At 65.3% G+C, this 20082-nt stretch carries 17 protein-coding genes; 12 read left to right on the top strand and 5 right to left on the bottom strand.

Going from position 1 to position 20082, the window contains the following annotated elements; all coding sequences use genetic code 11:
• Position 1: 1 nt before the first annotated feature.
• From polA to WJ542_RS22220, 3 genes are all read left to right on the top strand, one after another.
• On the top strand, positions 2 to 2800 hold the full coding sequence (polA, locus tag WJ542_RS22230) for a DNA polymerase I (RefSeq protein WP_411192523.1): 2799 nt from the start codon (positions 2 to 4) through the stop codon (positions 2798 to 2800).
• 167 nt (positions 2801 to 2967) lie between these two features.
• The gene (locus WJ542_RS22225) at positions 2968 to 4311 is read left to right on the top strand and encodes an NAD(P)/FAD-dependent oxidoreductase (RefSeq protein ID WP_411191647.1); all 1344 of its coding nucleotides are present in this window, start codon (positions 2968 to 2970) and stop codon (positions 4309 to 4311) included.
• Positions 4312 to 4335: 24 nt separating this feature from the next.
• Positions 4336 to 5208 carry a dienelactone hydrolase family protein gene (locus WJ542_RS22220; protein WP_411191646.1) on the top strand — a complete coding sequence of 291 codons (873 nt, stop codon included), beginning with the start codon at positions 4336 to 4338 and terminating at the stop codon, positions 5206 to 5208.
• A 57-nt stretch (positions 5209 to 5265) separates the two neighbouring features.
• Here the strand turns inward: WJ542_RS22220 and WJ542_RS22215 are convergent, their stop codons facing one another.
• The 3 genes from WJ542_RS22215 to WJ542_RS22205 all read right to left on the bottom strand — a co-directional run bounded on the left by WJ542_RS22215 (position 5266) and on the right by WJ542_RS22205 (position 7711).
• Positions 5266 to 6135, bottom strand: coding sequence for a sulfurtransferase (locus WJ542_RS22215; RefSeq protein WP_411191645.1), 870 nt, complete (start codon positions 6133 to 6135; stop codon positions 5266 to 5268).
• Between the two features lie 192 nt (positions 6136 to 6327).
• The gene (locus WJ542_RS22210; protein ID WP_411191644.1) at positions 6328 to 7434 is read right to left on the bottom strand and encodes an aromatic ring-hydroxylating oxygenase subunit alpha; all 1107 of its coding nucleotides are present in this window, start codon (positions 7432 to 7434) and stop codon (positions 6328 to 6330) included.
• A gap of 106 nt (positions 7435 to 7540) precedes the next feature.
• Positions 7541 to 7711: a hypothetical protein gene (locus WJ542_RS22205; protein ID WP_411191643.1), complete on the bottom strand. Its 171-nt coding sequence runs from the start codon at positions 7709 to 7711 to the stop codon at positions 7541 to 7543.
• Between WJ542_RS22205 and WJ542_RS22200 the strand changes: the two genes are divergently transcribed.
• The 4 genes from WJ542_RS22200 (at position 7710) to folE2 (ending at position 11938) form a co-directional block, all read left to right on the top strand.
• Entirely contained in the window at positions 7710 to 8051 is a 342-nt protein-coding gene (locus tag WJ542_RS22200; RefSeq protein ID WP_411191642.1) for an exodeoxyribonuclease VII small subunit, read from the top strand. The two genes, WJ542_RS22205 and WJ542_RS22200, sit on opposite strands and share 2 nt — an antisense overlap.
• The gene (locus WJ542_RS22195) at positions 8048 to 8941 is read left to right on the top strand and encodes a polyprenyl synthetase family protein (RefSeq protein ID WP_411191641.1); all 894 of its coding nucleotides are present in this window, start codon (positions 8048 to 8050) and stop codon (positions 8939 to 8941) included. The genes WJ542_RS22200 and WJ542_RS22195 overlap by 4 nt, the downstream gene beginning before the upstream one ends.
• An 86-nt stretch (positions 8942 to 9027) precedes the next feature.
• A complete protein-coding gene (dxs, locus tag WJ542_RS22190) occupies positions 9028 to 10935 on the top strand; it encodes a 1-deoxy-D-xylulose-5-phosphate synthase (protein ID WP_411191640.1) in 1908 nt (635 codons plus the stop codon).
• 193 nt (positions 10936 to 11128) lie between these two features.
• Positions 11129 to 11938: a GTP cyclohydrolase FolE2 gene (gene folE2 / locus WJ542_RS22185; protein ID WP_411191639.1), complete on the top strand. Its 810-nt coding sequence runs from the start codon at positions 11129 to 11131 to the stop codon at positions 11936 to 11938.
• 84 nt (positions 11939 to 12022) lie between these two features.
• On the opposite strand, the gene tsaD is transcribed toward folE2, so the two are convergent.
• Positions 12023 to 13048 carry a tRNA (adenosine(37)-N6)-threonylcarbamoyltransferase complex transferase subunit TsaD gene (gene tsaD, locus WJ542_RS22180; RefSeq protein ID WP_411192522.1) on the bottom strand — a complete coding sequence of 342 codons (1026 nt, stop codon included), beginning with the start codon at positions 13046 to 13048 and terminating at the stop codon, positions 12023 to 12025.
• A 204-nt stretch (positions 13049 to 13252) separates the two neighbouring features.
• Between tsaD and WJ542_RS22175 the strand changes: the two genes are divergently transcribed.
• From WJ542_RS22175 to dnaG, 4 genes are all read left to right on the top strand, one after another.
• A complete protein-coding gene (locus tag WJ542_RS22175) occupies positions 13253 to 14476 on the top strand; it encodes a BaiN/RdsA family NAD(P)/FAD-dependent oxidoreductase (protein ID WP_411191638.1) in 1224 nt (407 codons plus the stop codon).
• 111 nt (positions 14477 to 14587) lie between these two features.
• Complete coding sequence (gene rpsU, locus WJ542_RS22170) at positions 14588 to 14800, top strand: 30S ribosomal protein S21 (protein WP_013434742.1); 213 nt, start codon at positions 14588 to 14590, stop codon at positions 14798 to 14800.
• Between the two features lie 244 nt (positions 14801 to 15044).
• Positions 15045 to 15491: a GatB/YqeY domain-containing protein gene (locus tag WJ542_RS22165; RefSeq protein WP_411191637.1), complete on the top strand. Its 447-nt coding sequence runs from the start codon at positions 15045 to 15047 to the stop codon at positions 15489 to 15491.
• A gap of 103 nt (positions 15492 to 15594) precedes the next feature.
• Positions 15595 to 17472, top strand: a complete 1878-nt coding sequence (dnaG, locus tag WJ542_RS22160) for a DNA primase (protein WP_411191636.1) — start codon at positions 15595 to 15597, stop codon at positions 17470 to 17472.
• Positions 17473 to 17506: 34 nt separating this feature from the next.
• Here dnaG and WJ542_RS22155 read toward each other — a convergent pair whose 3' ends face one another.
• Positions 17507 to 17839 (bottom strand): hypothetical protein, encoded by a 333-nt coding sequence (locus WJ542_RS22155; RefSeq protein WP_411192559.1) that lies wholly within the window; start codon positions 17837 to 17839, stop codon positions 17507 to 17509.
• On the opposite strand from WJ542_RS22155, the gene rpoD reads away from it, so the two are divergent.
• Positions 17727 to 19982, top strand: coding sequence for an RNA polymerase sigma factor RpoD (gene rpoD, locus WJ542_RS22150; RefSeq protein ID WP_411191635.1), 2256 nt, complete (start codon positions 17727 to 17729; stop codon positions 19980 to 19982). The genes WJ542_RS22155 and rpoD overlap by 113 nt on opposite strands.
• The last annotated feature ends 100 nt before the right edge of the window (positions 19983 to 20082 follow it).

Here is a 20082-nt window from a genome sequence, read left to right as displayed (position 1 = left end):
AATGCCTGAAGAACTACGCGTGGAAACCAACCTACATACTGAGCTGGAAGGAAAGACCCTGTTGCTGGTCGACGGTTCCAGCTATCTCTATCGGGCCTACCATGCGATGCCGGATCTGCGCGGTCCTGACGGCGAGCCGACGGGTGCGCTATACGGGATCATCAACATGCTGCGCCGTATGCGCAAGGAGGTTACGGCAGAGTATAGCGCGTGCGTGTTCGATGCGAAGGGCAAGACGTTCCGCGACGACTGGTATCCCGACTATAAGGCGAACCGGCCTTCCATGCCCGAGCCGCTTGCGGCGCAGATCGAGCCCATCCACGTGGCCGTGCGCGCGCTCGGCTGGCCGCTCCTGATGATCGAAGGCGTCGAGGCCGACGACGTGATCGGCACCCTCGCGCGCCAGGCCGAAAAGCTCGGCATGAAAGTGATCGTTTCCACGGGCGACAAGGATCTCGCGCAGCTCGTGACGGACCGCGTCACGCTCATCAACACGATGACGAACGAAACGCTCGACCGCGAAGGCGTGATCGCGAAGTTCGGCGTGCCGCCGGAGCGCATCGTCGATTATCTTTCGCTGATCGGCGACACCGTGGACAACGTGCCGGGCGTGAACAAGTGCGGCCCGAAGACGGCGGTGAAGTGGCTCACGGAGTACGGCACGCTCGACGGCATCGTCGAACATGCGGCCGAAATCAAGGGGGCCGTGGGCGGCTATCTGCGTGACGCGCTCGATTTCCTGCCGATGGCGAGAAAGCTCGTCACCGTGGAGACGGCTTGCGAACTCACGCCGCACATCGAGTCGATCGAAGCCTCGCTCGCCACGCGAGCCGAAGCGCGTGAGGAATTGCGCGACATCTTCGCGCGTCATGGCTTCAAGACCTGGCTGCGCGAAGTCAATGAAGCCGATCAGAGCAGCAGCGTGCCGGCCGCGACGAGCGGCGACGCACCGAAGCAGGACGCGGACGTGCAGCCCGCGCTGATGCTCGACGTGCCGCGCCACTACGAAACGATCCAGACGTGGGACCAATTCGACGCATGGCTCGGGAAGATCGAAGGCGCCCGCCTGACCGCGTTCGACACCGAGACGACGTCGCTCGATCCCATGGTCGCGAAGCTCGTCGGCCTTTCGTTTGCCACGGAGCCTGGACAGGCCGCGTATCTGCCGGTTGGCCATCGCGGGCCGGACGTGCCCGATCAGTTGCCGCTCGACGAAGTGCTCGCGCGCCTGAAGCCGTGGCTGGAAAGCGGGCAGCACAAGAAGGTCGGCCAGCACATGAAGTACGACGAGCAGGTGCTCGCGAACTACGACATTGCGCTGGGCGGCGTCGAGTACGACACGATGCTCGAATCGTACGTGCTCGAATCGCATCGCAGCCATGACATGGACAGCCTCGCGCTGCGTCACCTCGGCATCAAGACGATCAAGTACGAGGAAGTGGCGGGCAAGGGCGCGCAGCAGATCGGCTTCGACGAAGTCGCGCTCGACAAGGCGGCCGAATATGCGGCGGAAGATGCCGACATCACGCTGCAACTGCATCTCGCGCTCTATCCGCAGATCGAGCAGGAGAAGGGACTGGGCTACGTGTACCGCGAGATCGAGATGCCCACTTCGCGCGTGCTGCGCCAGATGGAACGCAACGGTGTCCTGATCGATGCGGAGCGCCTCGAGCGTCAGAGCGCGGAAATTGCCGTGCGTCTCGTCGAGCTCGAACAGCAGGCGTATGCGCTGGCGGGCGGCGAGTTCAACCTCGGCTCGCCGAAGCAGATCGGCCAGATCTTCTTCGAGAAGCTGCAACTGCCCGTCGTGAAGAAAACGCCCAGCGGCGCGCCGTCCACCGACGAAGAAGTGCTGCAGAAGCTCGCCGAAGACTACCCGCTGCCGAAGCTGCTGCTCGAGCATCGCGGGCTCGCGAAGCTGAAGTCCACGTATACCGACAAGCTGCCGCGCATGGTCAATGCGCAGACGGGCCGCGTGCACACGAACTACGCGCAGGCCGTGGCGGTTACGGGGCGTCTGGCATCGAACGATCCGAATCTGCAGAACATTCCGGTGCGCACGGGCGAGGGGCGGCGTATTCGCGAGGCGTTCGTCGCCGCGCCCGGCTGCAAGATCGTTTCGGCCGACTATTCGCAGATCGAGCTGCGCATCATGGCGCACATCTCGGGCGACGAGTCGCTGCTCGCCGCGTTCGCGCGCGGCGACGACATTCACCGCGCCACCGCCGCCGAAGTGTTCGGCGTGACGCCGCTCGAAGTCAGCGCAGACCAGCGCCGCATTGCCAAGGTCATCAACTTCGGCCTGATCTACGGCATGAGCGCGTTTGGGCTCGCATCGAATCTCGGCATCACGCGCGACGCGGCGAAGCTCTATATCGACCGCTATTTCGCGCGTTATCCGGGCGTGGCGCGCTACATGGACGAGACGCGCATGGACGCGAAATCGCGCGGCTATGTCGAGACCGTGTTCGGCCGCCGCCTCTGGCTGCCCGAGATCAACGGCGGTAACGGCCCGCGCCGCCAGGCGGCCGAGCGTGCCGCGATCAACGCGCCGATGCAGGGCACCGCGGCGGACCTCATCAAGCTTTCGATGATCGCCGTCGAGAAGTGGCTCGACGACACGCGCATGCGCACGAAGATGATCATGCAGGTGCACGATGAACTCGTGCTCGAAGTGCCGGACGAGGAACTGGCCGAAGTCCGCAAGCGTCTGCCGGAACTGATGTGCTCGGTGGCCCAGCTCAAGGTGCCGCTCGTCGCCGAAGTGGGTGTCGGGGCGAACTGGGAGGAAGCGCACTGAGCGTAACGATGCAGTACCCGCGCACGCCGGCTGGCACAAGCGCGCGGCTCGCATGACCGGCATGCCCGGCGCATGCTTGTTGTGATGCGCGGCGTCAGCCGACAATGAGTGGCGGCCAGCACTCGTTGTCGGCCGTTCTGACGCCAGACAACACGCACGGAGGGTCTATGCATCGCTTTATCGTTGTGGGGGGAGGCGCTGGCGGACTGGAGCTCGCGACACGGCTGGGCGACCGCTACGGCAAGGCGCGCAGAGGGAGGCCGCCGCGCGCGAGCGTGACGCTGGTCGACCGCTATCCGACCCATATCTGGAAGCCGCTCCTGCACGAAGTCGCGGCAGGCAGCATGGATCCGTTCACGCAGGAGCTCGAATACGCGGCACAGGCGCGCTGGCACGGCTTCGAGTTCCAGCAGGGCGAGCTGACCGGCCTCAATCGCGCGGCGAAGCGCATCCGCCTCGGCGCGGTAAAGGACGAGGACGGCGGCGATATGCTGCCGCCGCGCGAGCTCGAATACGACACGCTCGTGCTGGCGATCGGCAGCACGACGCATTTCTTCGGCGTGCCAGGCGCTGCGGAAAATTCCCTCGCACTCGACACCGTCGCGCAGGCCGAACGCTTTCGCAAGCGGCTCATCGCGGCGTGCATGCGCGCCGAGCATCAGGAGCCGGGACCGGCGCCCGAAGGCGCGGAGCAAGCCGACGAGCGGCGCGTGCAGATCGCGATCATCGGCGCGGGCGCCACGGGCGTCGAGCTTTCGGCCGAGCTGCGCAATACCGCGCAGGTGCTCTCCGCCTATGGTCTTCACAAGCTCGATCCGAGCCACGACGTGGGCATCGTGCTGATCGAGGCCGGGCCGCGTATTCTGCCCGCGCTGCCCGAGCGCGTTTCGTCGCCAACCGCCGAGCTGCTGACGAAGCTCGGCGTGCGGATCCTGACCAGCGAGCGCGTGACGGAAGTTGCGCCGGGCGTGGTGCGCACGGCGAGCGGCAAGGCCTTGCGTGCCGACCTCACGGTCTGGGCGGCAGGAATCACGGCGCCACCGGTGCTGGCGCAGCTCGACGGCCTGCCCGTCAACAAGCTGGGCCAACTGATCGTGCGCCGCACGCTGCAAACCGAAGCCGACGACAACGTCTTCGCGTTCGGCGACTGCGCCGCCTGCGAATGGCCCGGAAATGAGCGTGGCGTGCCGCCGCGCGCCCAGGCCGCCCACCAGGAGGCGGCCTTCCTGCTGCGTTCGCTCGGCAACCTGCTCGAAGGCCGGCCGCTGCCCGAGTTCACCTATCGCGACTTCGGCTCGCTGGTGTCGCTCGGCCATTTCAGCGCGGTCGGCAATCTGATGGGCGGGGTGATTGGCGGTAGCATGCTGATCGAAGGCCTGTTCGCCCGTTTCATGTATATGTCGTTGTACCGCATGCATATCGCCGCGCTGCACGGCTATGCGCGCATGGTGCTCGACACCTTCGCGCACTGGCTGCGCCGCACGACGCTGCCACGCGTGAAACTGCATTGAATGCCGTCTAACGAGGAGCGTTGCATGCTGAAGCCCGAAGTCGATTCCCTTGTCCCGCACGTGCCGTTCAATCGGCGCACCTTCCTGAAGGCGGCGCTCGGCAGCGGGTTTGCCGCCGCCGTGCTGCCGGTCTCCGCGCAGACCATCCACACCGATGCGGCGGGTCTCGAAGCCGGCGAAGTGGGCTTCGAGTCGAACGGCACGCTGATTCCCGCATACCGGGCCCAGCCGCTCGGCAAGACGCATCTGCCCGTGATCGTCGTCGTGCACGAGATCTTCGGCGTGCACGAGCACATCGCCGACGTGTGCCGGCGTTTCGCGAAGCTCGGTTACCTTGCCATTGCCCCCGACCTCTTCGTGCGCGAGGGCGATGCATCGGTTTATCCGACCATACAGCAGATCGATCAGAACATCGCGAGCAAGGTTCCCGACGCGCAGGTGATGTCCGACCTCGACGCGACCGTCGCCTGGGCCGGGCAGCATGGCGGCGACCTGAAGCGCGTGGGCATCAACGGTTTCTGCTGGGGCGGGCGCATCAGTTGGCTCTATGCCGAGCACAACCCGCACCTGAAGGCCGCCGTGGCGTGGTATGGCCGTGTGGCGGGGCCGCATACGGCGACCATGCCGGCCAATCCGCTCGATCTCGCGGGCAGCCTGCAGGTGCCGGTGCTCGGGCTCTACGGCCGCCAGGACCAGAGCATTCCGCAGAACACGCTCGCGCAGATGAAGCAGGCGATCGCGCAGGGGCCGCAGGGCGGCCGCGGCTCGGACTTCGTCGTGTACGACGACGCGGGCCACGCCTTCTTCGCCGACTATCGCCCGAGCTATCGCCAGGCCGATGCCGAGGACGGCTGGAAGCGCGCGCTGGCGTGGTTCAGGGAGCACGGCGTCGCGTGACGCCGCGCGGTTGAGGCGAGTTTGACCCGATGTTGGGCCCGATATCGAGCGAGGTGCTCAGGGATTGGGGCCCGTCGCAGCCGGGCGCGACGGATCGGCGCACCACTCGCTCCACGAGCCTCCGTAGAGCGCCGCGCCGTGCAGGCCCGCGATCTCCATCGCGAGCGCGTTGTGACAGGCCGTGACGCCCGAGCCGCATTGCAGCACGACGTGTTCGGGCGTCGTGCTGCCCAGCACCGCCGAGAACTCGTCGCGCAGCGCGTGCGCGGGCTTGAAGCGGCCGTCGGCGCCGAGGTTGTCCTTGAAGAAGCGGTTGCGCGCGCCCGGAATGTGGCCGGCCACCGGATCGATCGTTTCGTTCTCGCCGCGATAGCGATCCGCCGCGCGCGCGTCCACGACCAGCAGTTCGTGCGTCGAGAGATTGCGCACGACCGCCTGCACGTCGACCGTCACCTGTAGCGGCGCACCCGCCTTGAAGTTGCCGGGCACGGGAAGCGGCACGTCGCTGGAGAGCGGATAGCCCGCCGCTTCCCAGGCCTGCAGGCCGCCATCGAGCACCGCCGCCGAGTCGTGACCGAGCCAGCGCAGCAGCCACCACAGGCGGGCCGCGTAGCTGCCGCCCTGGGCGTCGTAGGCTACGACCTGCTGCCCGGCGTGGAGGCCGTGCGCCGCCAGCGTGCTGACGAGCGCCGCGCGCTCGGGCAGCGGATGGCGGCCGTTCTTGCCGGTCTTCGCGCCGGAGAGGTCGCGATCGAGGTGAAGATATTGGGCGCCGGGAATGTGGTTGGCCGCGTAAGCCGCTTCGCCGCTGCCGGAGTTGGCGAGATCGAAGCGGCAATCGAACACGAGGACGCTGCCCGGCGCGGCCGTCAGGCGTTCGTAGAGATTGGCGGCGGAGATGAGCGTGGTGTAGTGCGTGTGGGGCATGACGGCGGCTCCTTGTCGATCGCACCTGGCGCTTCAGCGCTTTGGAGCGATCCCATGCAAAGCTGAGAGATGAGCGGCCGGCAAGGCCGGCCCGATGCCGTCAGTCTAAACAAAAAGACGGGCCGTAGCCCGTCTTTCCTCGCTGCATCGGCATGTGCCGCTTATGGATCAAATAAGCGATCCAATCAGCGATCAGATCGTTCCCAGCTCGCGCCGCAGGAACTCGTGGAAGTGCTGCATGCCGTCTTCCATCGGGCTCTGATACGGGCCGACTTCCGACTCGCCGCGCTCGAACAGCGCGCGGCGGCCGGCGTCCATGCGCTCGGCGATCTCGTCGTCCTCGACCGCCGTTTCCATATAGGCGGCACGCTCGGCCTCGACGAACTCGCGCTCGAACAGCGTGATTTCCTCGGGGTAGTAGAACTCGACGATGTTCTTCGTCTTCTGCGTACCCTCGGGAATCAGCCACGACACCACGAGCACGTGTGGGTACCACTCGATCATGAGATTCGGGTAGTACACCATCCAGATCGCACCGAACTCCGGCGGCACGCCGTTACGGAAGCGCAGGACTTCGTCGTGCCACTTGCGGTACGTCGGGCTGCCCGGCTTGCCGAGCTGGCTGTGCACGCCCACGGTCTGCACGCTGTACCACTCGCCGAATTCCCACCTCAGGTCGTCGCACGAGACGAACTGGCCGAGGCCCGGGTGGAACGGCACGACGTGGTAGTCCTCCAGATAGACCTCGATGAAGGTCTTCCAGTTGTAGTTGCACTCGTGGACCTCGACGTGATCGAACATATAGTCCGTAAAGTCGAGATGCTTCGCGGGCCCGAGGCGGGCGAGGTCGCGCGCGATGTCGCGTCCCGCGGACTCGAAGAGCAGGCCGTTCCACTGCTGCAGCGGCGTGCGGTTCAGGTTCAGGCAAGGTTTGTCCGCGAAGTGCGGCGCGCCGAGCAGTTCGCCCCTGAGGTCGTAGGTCCAGCGATGCAGCGGACATACGATGTTGTTGGCCGTGCCGCGACCGTTTAGCATGATGGCCTGGCGGTGGCGGCAGACGTTCGAGAGCAGCTCGACCTGGTCCTGCTTGTTACGCACCAGCACGCGGCCTTCTTTTTCGCTGGGCAGTGCAAAATAATTCCCCGCTTCGGGCACCATCAGCTCGTGCCCGACGTAACGAGGACCTTTCTGGAAAAGCGTTTCGATTTCGCGCTGGAGAAGCGCTTCGTCAAAATAAGCGGTGACTGGCAGCTGGCTGTGAATGGACTTCAGCTGCAATGCATTGCTCAGATTGGACATTCCCACTCCCGATGAAGACGTGAAAGCAGTGAACAACCCAACCATCGAAGATTCGATTTAGGGAGCCGGCTAGTATACCCGTTTCCACCCCCAAGGGGTAGCTAAGTCACTGATTTTTGCCAAAATTGCCTCCGGGCAACGCGATCGGCGTGCCGGCGTGGCGGATTTCGGTCAGGATCGCCCCTGTGGCGGCAAGGGGACGCAAGTGGGCGAGCGGGTCGGGTTCGGCGCTTTTGCCGTAGAATGTCCGCCTTGTTTCAATTCTGCGACGACTCATGGCGAAATCCGCAACGAAAGACCGCGCCGCGGCGGCCGAAGGTGCTGAAAACGGCAACGACGGCGGCAGCGGCGGTGGCAACAGCGGCGGCGACCTGCGGCAGCCCGAGAGCTACGAGGCCGCGCTGGCGGAGCTCGATGCGCTCGTGGCGCGCATGGAAGGCGGCAGCCTGAGTCTCGAGGAATCGCTGGACGCCTACCGGCGCGGCGCCGTGCTGGTGAAGTTCTGTCAGCAGCAGTTGGAAAAGGTTGAACAACAGGTGCGCGTACTCGACGGCGAGACGCTCAAGCCCGCGCCCCTCAATACGACATCCGCAACGGGCGGAGACGACGATCTATGACTTCTGAACAATGGACCCGGCAGGTGCTGGACCGGGTCGAGAGCGCGCTCGAACACTATTTGCCGGCAGCCGACGTGCTGCCCGCGGGCCTGCATGACGCCATGCGTTATGCCGTGCTGGGCGGCGGCAAGCGCGTTCGGCCGCTTCTGTGCCATGCTGCGGGCGAACTGACGGGCGCGACGCCCGAGGCGCTCGACGCGGCGGCCTGCGCGCTGGAGATGATCCACGTCTACTCGCTCGTGCACGACGACATGCCGTGCATGGACAACGACGACATGCGCCGCGGCAAGCCGACGGTCCACGTCAAGTACGACGATCCCACGGCGTTGCTGGTGGGCGACGCGCTGCAGTCGCAGGCTTTCATTACGCTGACGTCGGACGTGCCGGGTTTGCGCGATGCGCCGGCGCGCCAGGCCGCGCTCGTGCGCGAACTGGCGCTGGCGAGCGGCTCGATCGGCATGGCCGGCGGCCAGGCCATCGACCTTGCGAGCGTGGGGCGTGCGCTGACGCGTGAAGAACTCGAAACGATGCACCGGCTGAAGACCGGCGCGCTGCTGCGCGCGTCGGTCCGCATGGGCGCGGTGGCGGGCGAGACGCCCTCCGCCGACACGCTGCGCGCGCTCGACGCGTACGCAGCGGCAGTGGGCCTCGCCTTCCAGGTGGTGGACGACATTCTCGATGTCACCGCCGACTCGGCGACGCTCGGCAAGACCGCTGGCAAGGACGCGAAGGACGGCAAGCCGACCTACGTGTCGATCATCGGTCTGGACGCATCGCGGGCGCTGGCGCAGCAGTTGCGCAGCGACGCGCATGCGGCCCTCGAACCGTTCGGCGCGCCCGCAAGGCGCCTTGCCGAACTCGCTGACCTGGTGGTGAACCGGGTCAGCTGACCGCGCCAACCCGCCCGCGCGCATGAAAGGGGACGTAATGTGCGCCAGAAGTGCGGGAGCGCCCGATTTCCTGGACTGGAACGACGATGTACGACTTGCTGAAAACCATTGACGACCCGGCGGATTTACGCCGCCTTGATCGCCGCCAGTTGCAACCGCTTGCCGACGAACTGCGTGCCTTCGTTCTCGACAGCGTCTCGCAGACGGGCGGCCATTTGTCGTCCAACCTCGGTACGGTCGAACTGACGATCGCGCTGCACTACGTGTTCGACACGCCGCGCGATCGCATCGTCTGGGACGTCGGCCACCAGACCTATCCGCACAAGATCCTGACCGGCCGCCGCGACCAGATGCACACGCTGCGCCAGCTCGGCGGCATCTCGGGCTTCCCGAAACGCGACGAGTCGCCGTACGACACGTTCGGCACCGCGCACTCAAGCACGTCGATCTCGGCGGCGCTCGGCATGGCCATCGCGAGCAAGCTCAAGGGCGATGACGCCATGGGCATCGCCGTGATCGGCGACGGCGCGATGACGGCCGGCATGGCCTTCGAGGCGCTGAACAACGGCGGTGTGGAAGACGACGTGCCGCTGCTGGTGATCCTCAACGACAACGACATGTCGATTTCGCCGCCGGTGGGCGCGCTCAATCGCCATCTCGCGCGCCTCATGTCGGGCCGCTTCTACGCCGCCGCACGTGCGGGCGTGGAGCGCGTGCTGCGCCATGCGCCGCCCGTGCTCGACCTCGCGCGCAAGCTCGAAGAACACGCGAAGGGCATGATCGTGCCGGCCACGCTGTTCGAAGAGTTCGGCTTCAACTACATCGGGCCGATCGACGGTCACGATCTCGATTCGCTGATCCCGACGCTGCAGAACATCAAGGAGCTGCGCGGTCCGCAATTCCTGCACGTCGTGACGAAAAAAGGCCAGGGCTACAAGCTCGCCGAAGCGGACCCCGTGCTCTACCACGGTCCAGGCAAGTTCAACCCGGCCGAAGGCATCAAGCCGTCCACGGCACCGGGCAAGAAGACCTATACGCAGGTTTTCGGCGAGTGGCTGTGCGACGCGGCCGAACTCGATTCGCGCGTGATCGGCATCACGCCGGCCATGCGCGAAGGCTCGGGCATGGTCGAGTTCGAAAAGCGCTTCCCGGACCGCTACTACGACGTGGGCATTGCCGAGCAGCACGCAGTGACGTTCGCGGGCGGTATCGCTGCCGAGGGCCTCAAGCCTGTCGTCGCGATCTACTCGACCTTCCTGCAGCGCGCGTATGACCAACTGATCCACGACGTCGCGCTGCAGAACCTGCCTGTGGTGTTCGCGATCGACCGCGCGGGCCTCGTCGGCGCGGACGGTGCGACGCACGCGGGCGCCTACGATCTCGCGTTCATGCGCTGCGTTCCGAACATGATGGTCATGGCCGCCTCGGACGAAAACGAGTGCCGCCAGATGCTCTACACGGCGCTCCAGCAGGACTGCCCGACGGCCGTGCGCTACCCGCGCGGTGCGGGCACGGGCGTCGCGACCGTCAAGCAGATGGCCGCGCTGCCGGTGGGTAAGGGCGAGGTTCGCCGCGAAAGCAGTGCGCCGGCAGGCAAGCGCATTGCGATCCTCGCATTCGGCACGATGGTGGCGCCCTCGCTGGCCGCCGCCGAGGAACTCGACGCCACGGTGGCGAACATGCGCTTCGTGAAGCCGCTCGACGCGGAACTCGTGCGCCAGCTTGCCGAGACGCACGACTATCTTGTGACGGTCGAGGAAGGCTGCATCATGGGCGGCGCGGGTTCGGCCTGCGTGGAAGCCCTGCTTGAAAGTGGGGTTATCAAGCCCGTACTACAATTGGGCCTTCCCGATCGCTTCATCGATCACGGCGACCCGGCCAAGTTGCTGGCCGGCGTGGGGCTCGACGCGGCAGGGATCGCGAAGTCGATTCGCGAGCGCTTCCTCGACCGCACGGCGAACGCGTCCGGCAAGTCGGTGATGCGCGTCGCCTGAGTTGGGCAACGCTGGAGTTAGCGCCTCGCGGCATGGCCGCCCGGTTCGTATCGGGCGTTGGCCGCCGCGATAGCCCACTTTCCGTTTGAACCTGCGGGCGGGTTGATGAACCCCGAACCCGCGTGCCAAGCGCCGGCTTATGCCGGCGCTTGGCATTGCGCGCCGCGTAGCGCGTGGCATCAAGGACAAGAACATGAACCAGATGAACCCGGCTTTCGTGATGCCGGACGTGCAAAGCTCCGTCGATACCCGCCAGATTCCGATCCAGCGCGTGGGCGTGAAGGCCGTGCGCCATCCGCTGACCGTGGCGACCAGCAACGGCGACGTGCAGCCGACGGTAGGCACGTGGAACCTCGACGTTCATCTGCCCGCGGACCAGAAGGGCACGCACATGTCGCGCTTCGTTGCACTGTTGGAGGAGCACAGGGCGCCGCTGACGTCCGCTACGTTCAGCACGATGCTGGCCGCCATGCTCGAAAAGCTCGAATCGCAGGCGGGCCGCATCGAGGTGTCGTTTCCGTACTTCGTGAAGAAGGTGGCGCCGGTGTCGGGCGTGGAGAGCCTGCTCGATTACGAGGTGACGCTGACGGGCGACAAGCGTGACGGTCGGACGCGCCTGTTCCTGAAGGTGCTGGTGCCGGTGACGAGCCTTTGTCCGTGCTCGAAGAAGATCTCGCAGTACGGCGCGCACAACCAGCGCTCGCACGTCACGATCGACGCCGAGCTGGCGGGTGATCTGCCGGTAGAGGATCTCATCCGGATTGCCGAGGAAGAGGCGTCGTGCGAGCTGTGGGGCCTGCTCAAGCGCCCGGACGAGAAGTTCGTGACCGAGCGCGCGTATGAGAATCCGAAGTTCGTCGAGGATCTCGTGCGCGACGTGGCCGTGCGCCTGAATGCCGATGCACGCGTTGCCGCTTACGTGCTGGAAGCCGAGAATTTCGAGTCGATCCACAATCACAGTGCGTATGCCGTGATCGAGCACGACAAGCGCGCGCGTGGGTGATCTCCGATACCGCTTGCGCAGAACGAAAAAAGCCGCCTGAAAAGGCGGCTTTTTTGTCGCCTTGCGGCGGCAAAAAAAGCGGCTTTACCGTTCCAGCGAGGTCAGATCCCAGCGCGGTTTGACTGTGAACGCGTAATCCCGCGTGGCCTGCTCGGGCCAGCGCGCGAGGCGCATCGCTCCGGCGAGCGCGATCATCGCGCCGTTGTCGGTGCACAGCGAAAGATCGGGGTAGTGGACTTCGAAGCCGCGCTTTTGCGCCGCCGCCGAAAGCGTTTCGCGCAACTGCTTGTTCGCGCCCACGCCGCCCGCTACCACGAGGCGCTTTAGCTTCGTACGCTTGAGCGCGGCGATCGATTTGGCCGCGAGCACATCCACGGCTGCATCGACGAAACCGCGCGCGATATCGGCCTTGCCTTGCTCGCAAATGTTCGGGCCCAGCTTCTTCACGTGCGTCAGCACGGCCGTCTTTAGTCCGCTAAAGCTGAAGTCGAGATCGCCGGAATGCAGCATCGGCCGCGGCAGCGTGATAGCTCCGGGGGTGCCGAACTCGGCGAGCCGCGAGACCTCGGGGCCGCCCGGATAACCGAGACCCAGCAGCTTGGCGGTTTTGTCGAAGGCTTCGCCGGCGGCGTCGTCGAGCGTTTCACCCAAGGTTTCGTACACGCCCACGTCGGTCACGCGCATGAGCTGCGTGTGGCCGCCCGAGACGAGCAGCGCCACGAACGGAAACGGCGGCGGCGCATTGACGAGAAGTGGCGAGAGCAGATGCCCTTCGAGATGATGGATGCCGACCGTCGGGCGGTTCCAGGCCATGGCGAGCGCATTGGCGATGCTCGCGCCCACCAGCAGCGCGCCCGCGAGGCCGGGGCCTTGCGTATAGGCGATCGCGTCGATGTCGCCGCGCGCCGCGCCGCTTTGCTCCAGCACTTCTTCGAGCAGCGGCAACGCGCGGCGGATGTGGTCGCGCGAGGCGAGTTCCGGCACGACGCCGCCGTACTCGCGATGCATGGCGATCTGCGAGTGCAGGGCGTGGGCGAGCAGGCCGCGCTCGGTGTCGTAGAGCGCAAGGCCGGTTTCGTCGCAGGAGCTTTCGATGCCGAGAACGAGCATGGTGAGGCGGGCGATGGTGGGGCTGCGGTTGCCTGATACGGCTGCAAGCGCCTGGCCGGCAAAGTGAGCGGGAAACCCGAAAGTATAGCAGTGCGCACCGGCAGTGCGCACCGAATGCGGCCGGCGGAACCGGTGGCGGCAAACGCGGGCCGCCGCGCCCAGGCTCCGGGCGATTTGACGGAGGGGGCAGGTAGAATGCGCGCCATGGAATCTTTCGATATCGCCGTGATCGGCGCCGGGGCGGCCGGGATGATGTGCGCGGCGGTGGCCGGCCAGCAGGGGCGCCGCGTGGCGCTGATCGATCATGCGCCGCGCCTCGCGGAAAAAATCCGCATTTCGGGCGGCGGGCGCTGCAACTTCACGAATCTGCACGCCGGGCCGGCCAATTATCTTTCGGCGAACCCGCATTTTTGCCGCTCGGCGCTCGCGCGATATACGCCGCGCGATTTTCTCGCGTTGCTGCGCCAGCATCGCGTGACCTGGCACGAAAAGCACAAAGGGCAGTTGTTTTGCGACCAGTCGAGCGAGGCGATCATCGATGTCCTGCGGGCCGAATGCGACGCCGGCAGCGTGACCTGGCGCCGTCCGCTGCCCGTCGAGGCGGTGAGCCATTCGGAGGGCGCGGGCTTCACCCTCGGCACGCCGCAAGGCACGATTCGCGCCCGCGCGCTCGTGATCGCGACCGGTGGTCTCTCCATTCCGAAGATCGGCGCAACCGATTTTGCCTATCGCGTCGCGAAGCAGTTCGGCCACAAACTCATCGATACGCGTCCGGCGCTCGTGCCGCTCACCTTCGCGTATGACGACTGGGCACCGTATGCGGCGCTTTCGGGCGTGTCGCTCGACGTGCGCATCGCGACCGGAGAGCGCAAGACGGGCGGGGCGTTCGACGAAGATCTGCTGTTCACCCATCGCGGCCTGTCCGGCCCCGGCGTGCTGCAGATTTCGAGCTTCTGGCAGCCGGGGCAGCCCATTCGGGTGAACCTGCTGCCCGAACGCGATCCGGCCGCCGCGCTCGTCGAAGCCAAGGGCGCGACCAGGCGCCAGATCGGCAATCTGCTGGCCGAATGGATCCCGGCGCGGCTCGCGCACGTCTGGCTGGAAGGGCATCAGGTTGCGGCCGACGCACGCCTCGCCGACCTGCCCGACAAGACGCTGCTCCGCATCGGCGAAGGCCTCGCGCAATGGACGCTGACGCCCACCGGCACCGAAGGCTACAAGAAGGCCGAGGTCACGCGCGGCGGGGTCGACACGCGTGAACTTTCGTCGGCCACGATGATGAGCCAGCGGGTGCCGGGGCTCTACTTTATCGGCGAGGCCGTGGACGTGACCGGCTGGCTCGGCGGCTACAATTTTCAGTGGGCCTGGGCCTCGGGTGTGGCGGCGGGCGAAGCCGCTTCCGCGTTCGCGCTTCAGCCCTCGCTTTAGCCCCGCCAGGGGGCCCTGAACCGGCATGGATCGGCGCTTGACCACCGCCTGTCTTAGTGCATTTCGCTCTGCTATACTCAATTCCCTTTACCCCAGATCCGTTATTGGAAAATGACGACCATCCGCGTAAAAGAAAATGAACCCTTTGAAGTGGCCATGCGCCGCTTCAAACGCACGATCGAGAAGAACGGTCTTCTGACCGAACTTCGCGCGCGCGAGTTTTACGAAAAGCCGACGGCTGAGCGTAAACGCAAGAAGGCGGCGGCCGTGAAGCGCCACTTCAAGCGCCTGCGCAGCCAGATGCTGCCGAAGAAGCTGTACTGATTCCGGCATTGCCGTGGTCTGGCCGCAGTCGGCCGTGAATGACGGCTGGGCTGCACCAGGCTGACGCGGCTGTTGCTGCCCCTCTGGTGTGGTCGCGACCATCGAGAATTTGCGCCGACCCGCCTGGAAGCGTTTCCAGGCGGGTTTTTGCATTGATATGATGTGTGTACGGCAAGCGGGGCATGGGGCGTCAGCGCCTCGGTACGCCGGGATATTCGTAACCCCAACGCATTTCAGGTGAGTGATGAGCCTCAAGGACCGGATCAACGACGATATGAAAGCGGCGATGCGCGCGCGCGAAGCCGAGCGCCTCGGCACGATTCGCCTGCTGCTCGCCGCGATCAAGCAGCGCGAAGTCGACGAGCGCGTGACGCTCGACGACGCGGGCATCACGGCGGTCGTCGACAAGATGATCAAGCAGCGCAAGGACTCGATCAGCCAGTTCGAGACCGCGGGCCGCACGGATCTCGTGGAGAAAGAGGCTGCCGAGCTGAAGGTGCTCGCCGGTTACATGCCCGCGCAGCTTTCCGACGCGGAAGTCGCCGCCGAAGTGCAGGCCGCGGTCGCGCAGACGGGCGCCGCCGGCCCGCAGGACATGGGCAAGGTGATGGGCGTGCTCAAGGGCAAACTCGCCGGCCGTGCCGATATGACGGCTGTGTCCGCGCTGGTCAAGGCCGCGCTCTCGAAGTAAGGCCAGGCGGCTCGCGGGCGGTGCGATCCGGACTCCCGGGTGGCGCCACCCGCACCGTCCGCGCCGTCCGTGTGATTCAGCCAGCCGGAGCGCATTCGTCCCGATGATTCCGCATTCGTTCCTGCAGGATCTGCTGAACCGCGTCGATATCGTCGACGTGGTGGGACGCTTCGTGCAGCTCAAGAAGGGCGGCGCGAACTTCATGGGCCTGTGCCCGTTCCACAACGAAAAGAGCCCTTCGTTTACCGTTAGTCCAACGAAGCAGTTCTATCATTGCTTCGGCTGCGGCGCTCACGGCACCGCCATCGGCTTCCTGATGGAGCATGCGGGCCTCACGTTTCCCGAGGCCGTCAACGAGCTCGCGCAATCGGTCGGGCTCACGGTGCCGCAGGAGCCGTCGCCGGTGCGTGGCGGCGGGGGCGGCGCCGGTGCGGGCGGCTACTCGAGCGGTCCTTCGAAGGCGGTCGCCACCGCTTTATCCGACATCATGCAGACGGCGTGCGACTACTACCGCAGGCAACTGCGCAGCGCGCCCAATGCGATCCAGTACCTGAAAAAGCGCGGCCTCACCGGCGAGATCGCGGCGCGCTTCGGCCTCGGCTATGCGCCCGATGGTTGGCAGAACCTGGAGTCGGCATTTGCCGACTATCGGGACGATGCGCTGGTCGAAACCGGGCTCGTGATCGTCAGCGAGAAGCAGGACGCCCAGGGGCAGGCCCGCCGCTATGACCGTTTCCGCGATCGGGTCATGTTCCCGATCCGCAACGTCAAGGGTGCCGTGATCGGCTTCGGCGGGCGGGTGCTCGACGGCGGCGAGCCCAAGTATCTGAATTCGCCGGAAACGCCGTTGTTCAACAAGGGCAGCGAACTGTACGGCCTCTTCGAGGCGCGTCTTGCGATTCGCGAGCACCAGTACGTGCTGGTGGTCGAAGGGTACATGGACGTGGTCGCGCTGGCGCAGCTCGGTTTCCAGAACGCCGTGGCGACGCTCGGCACCGCCTGCACGCCGATCCACGTGCAAAAGCTGCTGCGTCAGACCGATACGGTGGTCTTCAGCTTCGACGGCGATTCGGCCGGCCGCCGTGCCGCGCGGCGTGCGCTCGACGCCTGCCTGCCTCATGCGGCGGACAACCGCACGATCCGGTTCCTGTTCCTGCCGCCGGAGCACGATCCGGACAGCTATGTCCGCGAATTCGGCACCGAGGCGTTCCGCGAGCAGGTCGAGCGGGCCATGCCGCTGTCGCAGTTCATGCTGAACGAGGTGCTGACGGGCAAGGAGCTGGATCAGCCGGAAGGCCGCGCGCGGGCGCTGTTCGACGCCAAGCCGCTCCTGCAGGCGCTGCCGGCGAACGCGTTGCGCGCGCAGATCATGCATATGTTCGCGGACCGGCTGGACGTGCCGTTCGAGGAAGTGGCGGCGCTGTGCGAGGTCGACGCGCGAATCGCCCGGGCTGCCCGATCGGCCCCCGCGCGCAAGGATCGGCACCTCGTGACCGGGATCGAGCGCAAGGCGCTGCGCAACCTCGTGATGCATCCGCGCATCGTTGTGCAACTGGACGAGGAGGCCGAGCGGGCCCTGATCGGGCTCACGCGGCACGGCGAACTTTTCGAGGAAGTGACCACGCACGCCCGCGGACTGGGCGATGCTGCTGCGTTTCAGCTCCTTTCGGATCTCTTGCGCAACGGGGCGAACGCCCCGACCTTCGAGGAGATTTTTCGGGAAATTCTGGACTATGATGAAAACGTCCGGGATTTATTGATGAAAAATCCCGAAGACGCCATGGTGGCCGAGGAGCGGCGCGAGCAGGAGCGGCTGGTGGGCGAGGAATTGACGGCGGCGATCCTGAAGATGCGCTATGACGCGTGTTGCGAACGGCTCGATGTGCTTTCGCGGCAGTCGCGGCATACGCCCGAGGAATTGGCGGAGCTGATGACGCTGAATCAGACCCGGACTGATATGAAACGTCAGCTCGGTTTGTAAGGGAGGGCGCACCGGGGGGATTTTGCCTCGCGTGCTATAATAAAAGGTTTTCAGCGGTTTGTTTTTGTTTTCTTCCGGGCTTATACCCAGCTTCCAGCAAGGACGGAATGGCAATGGCAAAGACTACAGGCGAAAAAAAGGCGACAGGCAAAGACTCGACGAAGTCGACCCTCAAGGCCAGAGAGGCCAGCGCCGCCCACTCCGCCGGCAAGTCGACCGCCACCCCTCCAGAACCCGCTGCCCGGAAGAAGACCATGGCTGCTTCGGCCGCCAGAGCGGCGCCAACACGCGCGGCGAAAGCCGCAACCCAAACGCCAGTGGCAACGAAGCGGTCCGGTTCGAGTAGTGCAAGGCAAGTGCCTGCCATTGCGGACGATGTGGCAGAGCGCGAGGCTCCAGGATCCACGGTTCAAGAGGCTGACGTCCACCAGCCGCGAGTCGAGACTATAGCCGAAACGGCGAACTCCATGACGAAAAAGCTGAATGAAGTATCCGTCGAAGACGACGCAAGCCAGAGCGAAGACAGCACGCCCGTCGCGGGCAAGGGCGAAAAGGCCCGTGCGCGCGACCGGCGGGCGAAGGAAAAGGCGCTGCTGAAAGACGCGTTCGCGTCCTCGCAGCCCGGGACCGTCGAGGAGCTCGAGGAGCGTCGCTCGAAACTGCGAGCGCTCATCAAGCTGGGTAAGGAGCGCGGCTTTCTCACGTACGCCGAAATCAACGATCACCTGCCTGACAACTTCACCGAGACCGAGGCGATCGAAGGCATCATCAGCACCTTCAACGACATGGGCGTGGCCGTGTACGAGCAGGCGCCCGATGCCGAAACGCTGCTGCTCAACGACAACGCGCCGAACGCTTCTTCGGACGACGAAGTAGAAGAGGAAGCGGAAGTTGCGTTGTCCACCGTCGACTCGGAATTCGGCCGCACCACCGACCCCGTGCGCATGTACATGCGCGAAATGGGCACGGTCGAGCTGCTGACGCGCGAAGGCGAAATCGAAATCGCGAAGCGTATTGAAGACGGCCTCAAGCACATGGTCATGGCGATCTCTGCGTGCCCGACCACGATTGCCGACATCCTCGCGATGGCCGAGCGCGTGGCGAACGACGAGATCCGCGTGGATGAACTGGTCGACGGCCTGATCGATCCGAATGCCGAAGATACCGACGGCTTTTCCGCGCAGGAAGCGGAAGCGATCGAGAACGAAGACGAGGACGCCGAAGAGGAAGAGGAAGAAGAGGAGGAAGAAGAGGACGAGGGTGCTGCGCAGGCAACGGCCAACGCAGCCCAGCTCGAAGCGCTCAAGCGCGCCTCGCTCGAGAAGTTCGCGCTCATCAGCGAATGGTTCGACAAGATGCGCCGCGCGTTCGAGAAGGAAGGCTACAAGTCGAAGTCCTACCTCAAGGCGCAGGAAACGATTCAGAACGAACTGATGTCGATCCGCTTTACCGCCCGCACGGTCGAGCGCCTGTGCGACACGCTGCGTGCGCAGGTGGACGAAGTGCGCCAGGTCGAGCGCCAGATCCTGCACACGGTGGTGGACCGGTGCGGCATGCCGCGCTCGGAGTTCATCGCGCGTTTCCCGGGCAACGAGACCGACCTCGAGTGGACCGACAAGATCGTGGGCGAGAACCACGGGTACAGCGCGATCCTCTCGCGCAACATCCCGGCGATCCGCGAACAGCAGCAGCGCCTGCTCGACCTGCAGGCGCGCGTGGTGCTGCCGCTCAAGGATCTGAAGGAAACCAACCGCCAGATGGCGGCCGGTGAACTGAAGGCGCGCCAGGCGAAGCGCGAGATGACGGAGGCGAACCTGCGCCTCGTGATCTCGATCGCGAAGAAGTACACGAACCGCGGCCTGCAGTTCCTCGACCTCATCCAGGAAGGCAACATCGGCCTCATGAAGGCGGTGGACAAGTTCGAATATCGGCGCGGCTACAAGTTCTCGACCTACGCGACGTGGTGGATCCGCCAGGCCATCACGCGTTCGATCGCGGACCAGGCGCGCACGATCCGCATTCCGGTTCACATGATCGAGACGATCAACAAGATGAACCGTATTTCGCGGCAGATTCTGCAGGAAACCGGTCTCGAACCGGATCCGGCGACGCTGGCCGAGAAGATGGAGATGCCAGAGGACAAGATCCGCAAGATCATGAAGATCGCGAAGGAGCCGATCTCCATGGAAACGCCGATCGGCGACGACGACGATTCGCATCTTGGCGACTTCATCGAGGACACGAACACGGTTGCGCCCGCGGATGCCGCGCTGCATGCCTCGATGCGCGACGTGGTGAAGGACGTGCTCGATTCGCTGACGCCGCGCGAAGCGAAGGTGCTGCGCATGCGCTTCGGTATCGAGATGAGCACGGACCACACGCTCGAAGAAGTGGGCAAGCAGTTCGACGTGACACGCGAGCGGATTCGCCAGATCGAAGCGAAGGCGCTGCGCAAGCTGCGTCACCCGAGCCGCTCGGACAAGCTCAAGTCGTTCCTCGAAGGGAACTGATTTTTTGCTTCATGTGCGCATGCTGTGCATGTGCACTCGCCAGGCCGGCCTGCTTTCGTGTAGTATGTCGGCCTGTCGTCGAACAAGGCCCGGCCTTTTG

Source organism: Paraburkholderia yinzeri, assembly GCF_046581065.1.
Taxonomy (GTDB): Bacteria; Pseudomonadota; Gammaproteobacteria; order Burkholderiales; family Burkholderiaceae; genus Paraburkholderia.
This window is presented reverse-complemented; position numbering and strand designations above follow the sequence as displayed.

Coding starts and splice junctions, on each gene's coding strand:
- WJ542_RS22205 (WP_411191643.1), bottom strand. CDS start 7,711: ATGAGTCGTCGCAGAATTGAAACAAGGCGGACATTCTACGGCAAAAGC.
- polA (WP_411192523.1), top strand. CDS start 2: ATGCCTGAAGAACTACGCGTGGAAACCAACCTACATACTGAGCTGGAA.
- folE2 (WP_411191639.1), top strand. CDS start 11,129: ATGAACCAGATGAACCCGGCTTTCGTGATGCCGGACGTGCAAAGCTCC.
- rpoD (WP_411191635.1), top strand. CDS start 17,727: ATGGCTGCTTCGGCCGCCAGAGCGGCGCCAACACGCGCGGCGAAAGCC.
- WJ542_RS22215 (WP_411191645.1), bottom strand. CDS start 6,135: ATGCCCCACACGCACTACACCACGCTCATCTCCGCCGCCAATCTCTAC.
- WJ542_RS22165 (WP_411191637.1), top strand. CDS start 15,045: ATGAGCCTCAAGGACCGGATCAACGACGATATGAAAGCGGCGATGCGC.
- WJ542_RS22225 (WP_411191647.1), top strand. CDS start 2,968: ATGCATCGCTTTATCGTTGTGGGGGGAGGCGCTGGCGGACTGGAGCTC.
- tsaD (WP_411192522.1), bottom strand. CDS start 13,048: ATGCTCGTTCTCGGCATCGAAAGCTCCTGCGACGAAACCGGCCTTGCG.
- WJ542_RS22175 (WP_411191638.1), top strand. CDS start 13,253: ATGGAATCTTTCGATATCGCCGTGATCGGCGCCGGGGCGGCCGGGATG.
- rpsU (WP_013434742.1), top strand. CDS start 14,588: ATGACGACCATCCGCGTAAAAGAAAATGAACCCTTTGAAGTGGCCATG.
- dxs (WP_411191640.1), top strand. CDS start 9,028: ATGTACGACTTGCTGAAAACCATTGACGACCCGGCGGATTTACGCCGC.
- WJ542_RS22210 (WP_411191644.1), bottom strand. CDS start 7,434: ATGTCCAATCTGAGCAATGCATTGCAGCTGAAGTCCATTCACAGCCAG.
- WJ542_RS22155 (WP_411192559.1), bottom strand. CDS start 17,839: ATGGCAGGCACTTGCCTTGCACTACTCGAACCGGACCGCTTCGTTGCC.
- WJ542_RS22200 (WP_411191642.1), top strand. CDS start 7,710: ATGGCGAAATCCGCAACGAAAGACCGCGCCGCGGCGGCCGAAGGTGCT.
- dnaG (WP_411191636.1), top strand. CDS start 15,595: ATGATTCCGCATTCGTTCCTGCAGGATCTGCTGAACCGCGTCGATATC.
- WJ542_RS22220 (WP_411191646.1), top strand. CDS start 4,336: ATGCTGAAGCCCGAAGTCGATTCCCTTGTCCCGCACGTGCCGTTCAAT.
- WJ542_RS22195 (WP_411191641.1), top strand. CDS start 8,048: ATGACTTCTGAACAATGGACCCGGCAGGTGCTGGACCGGGTCGAGAGC.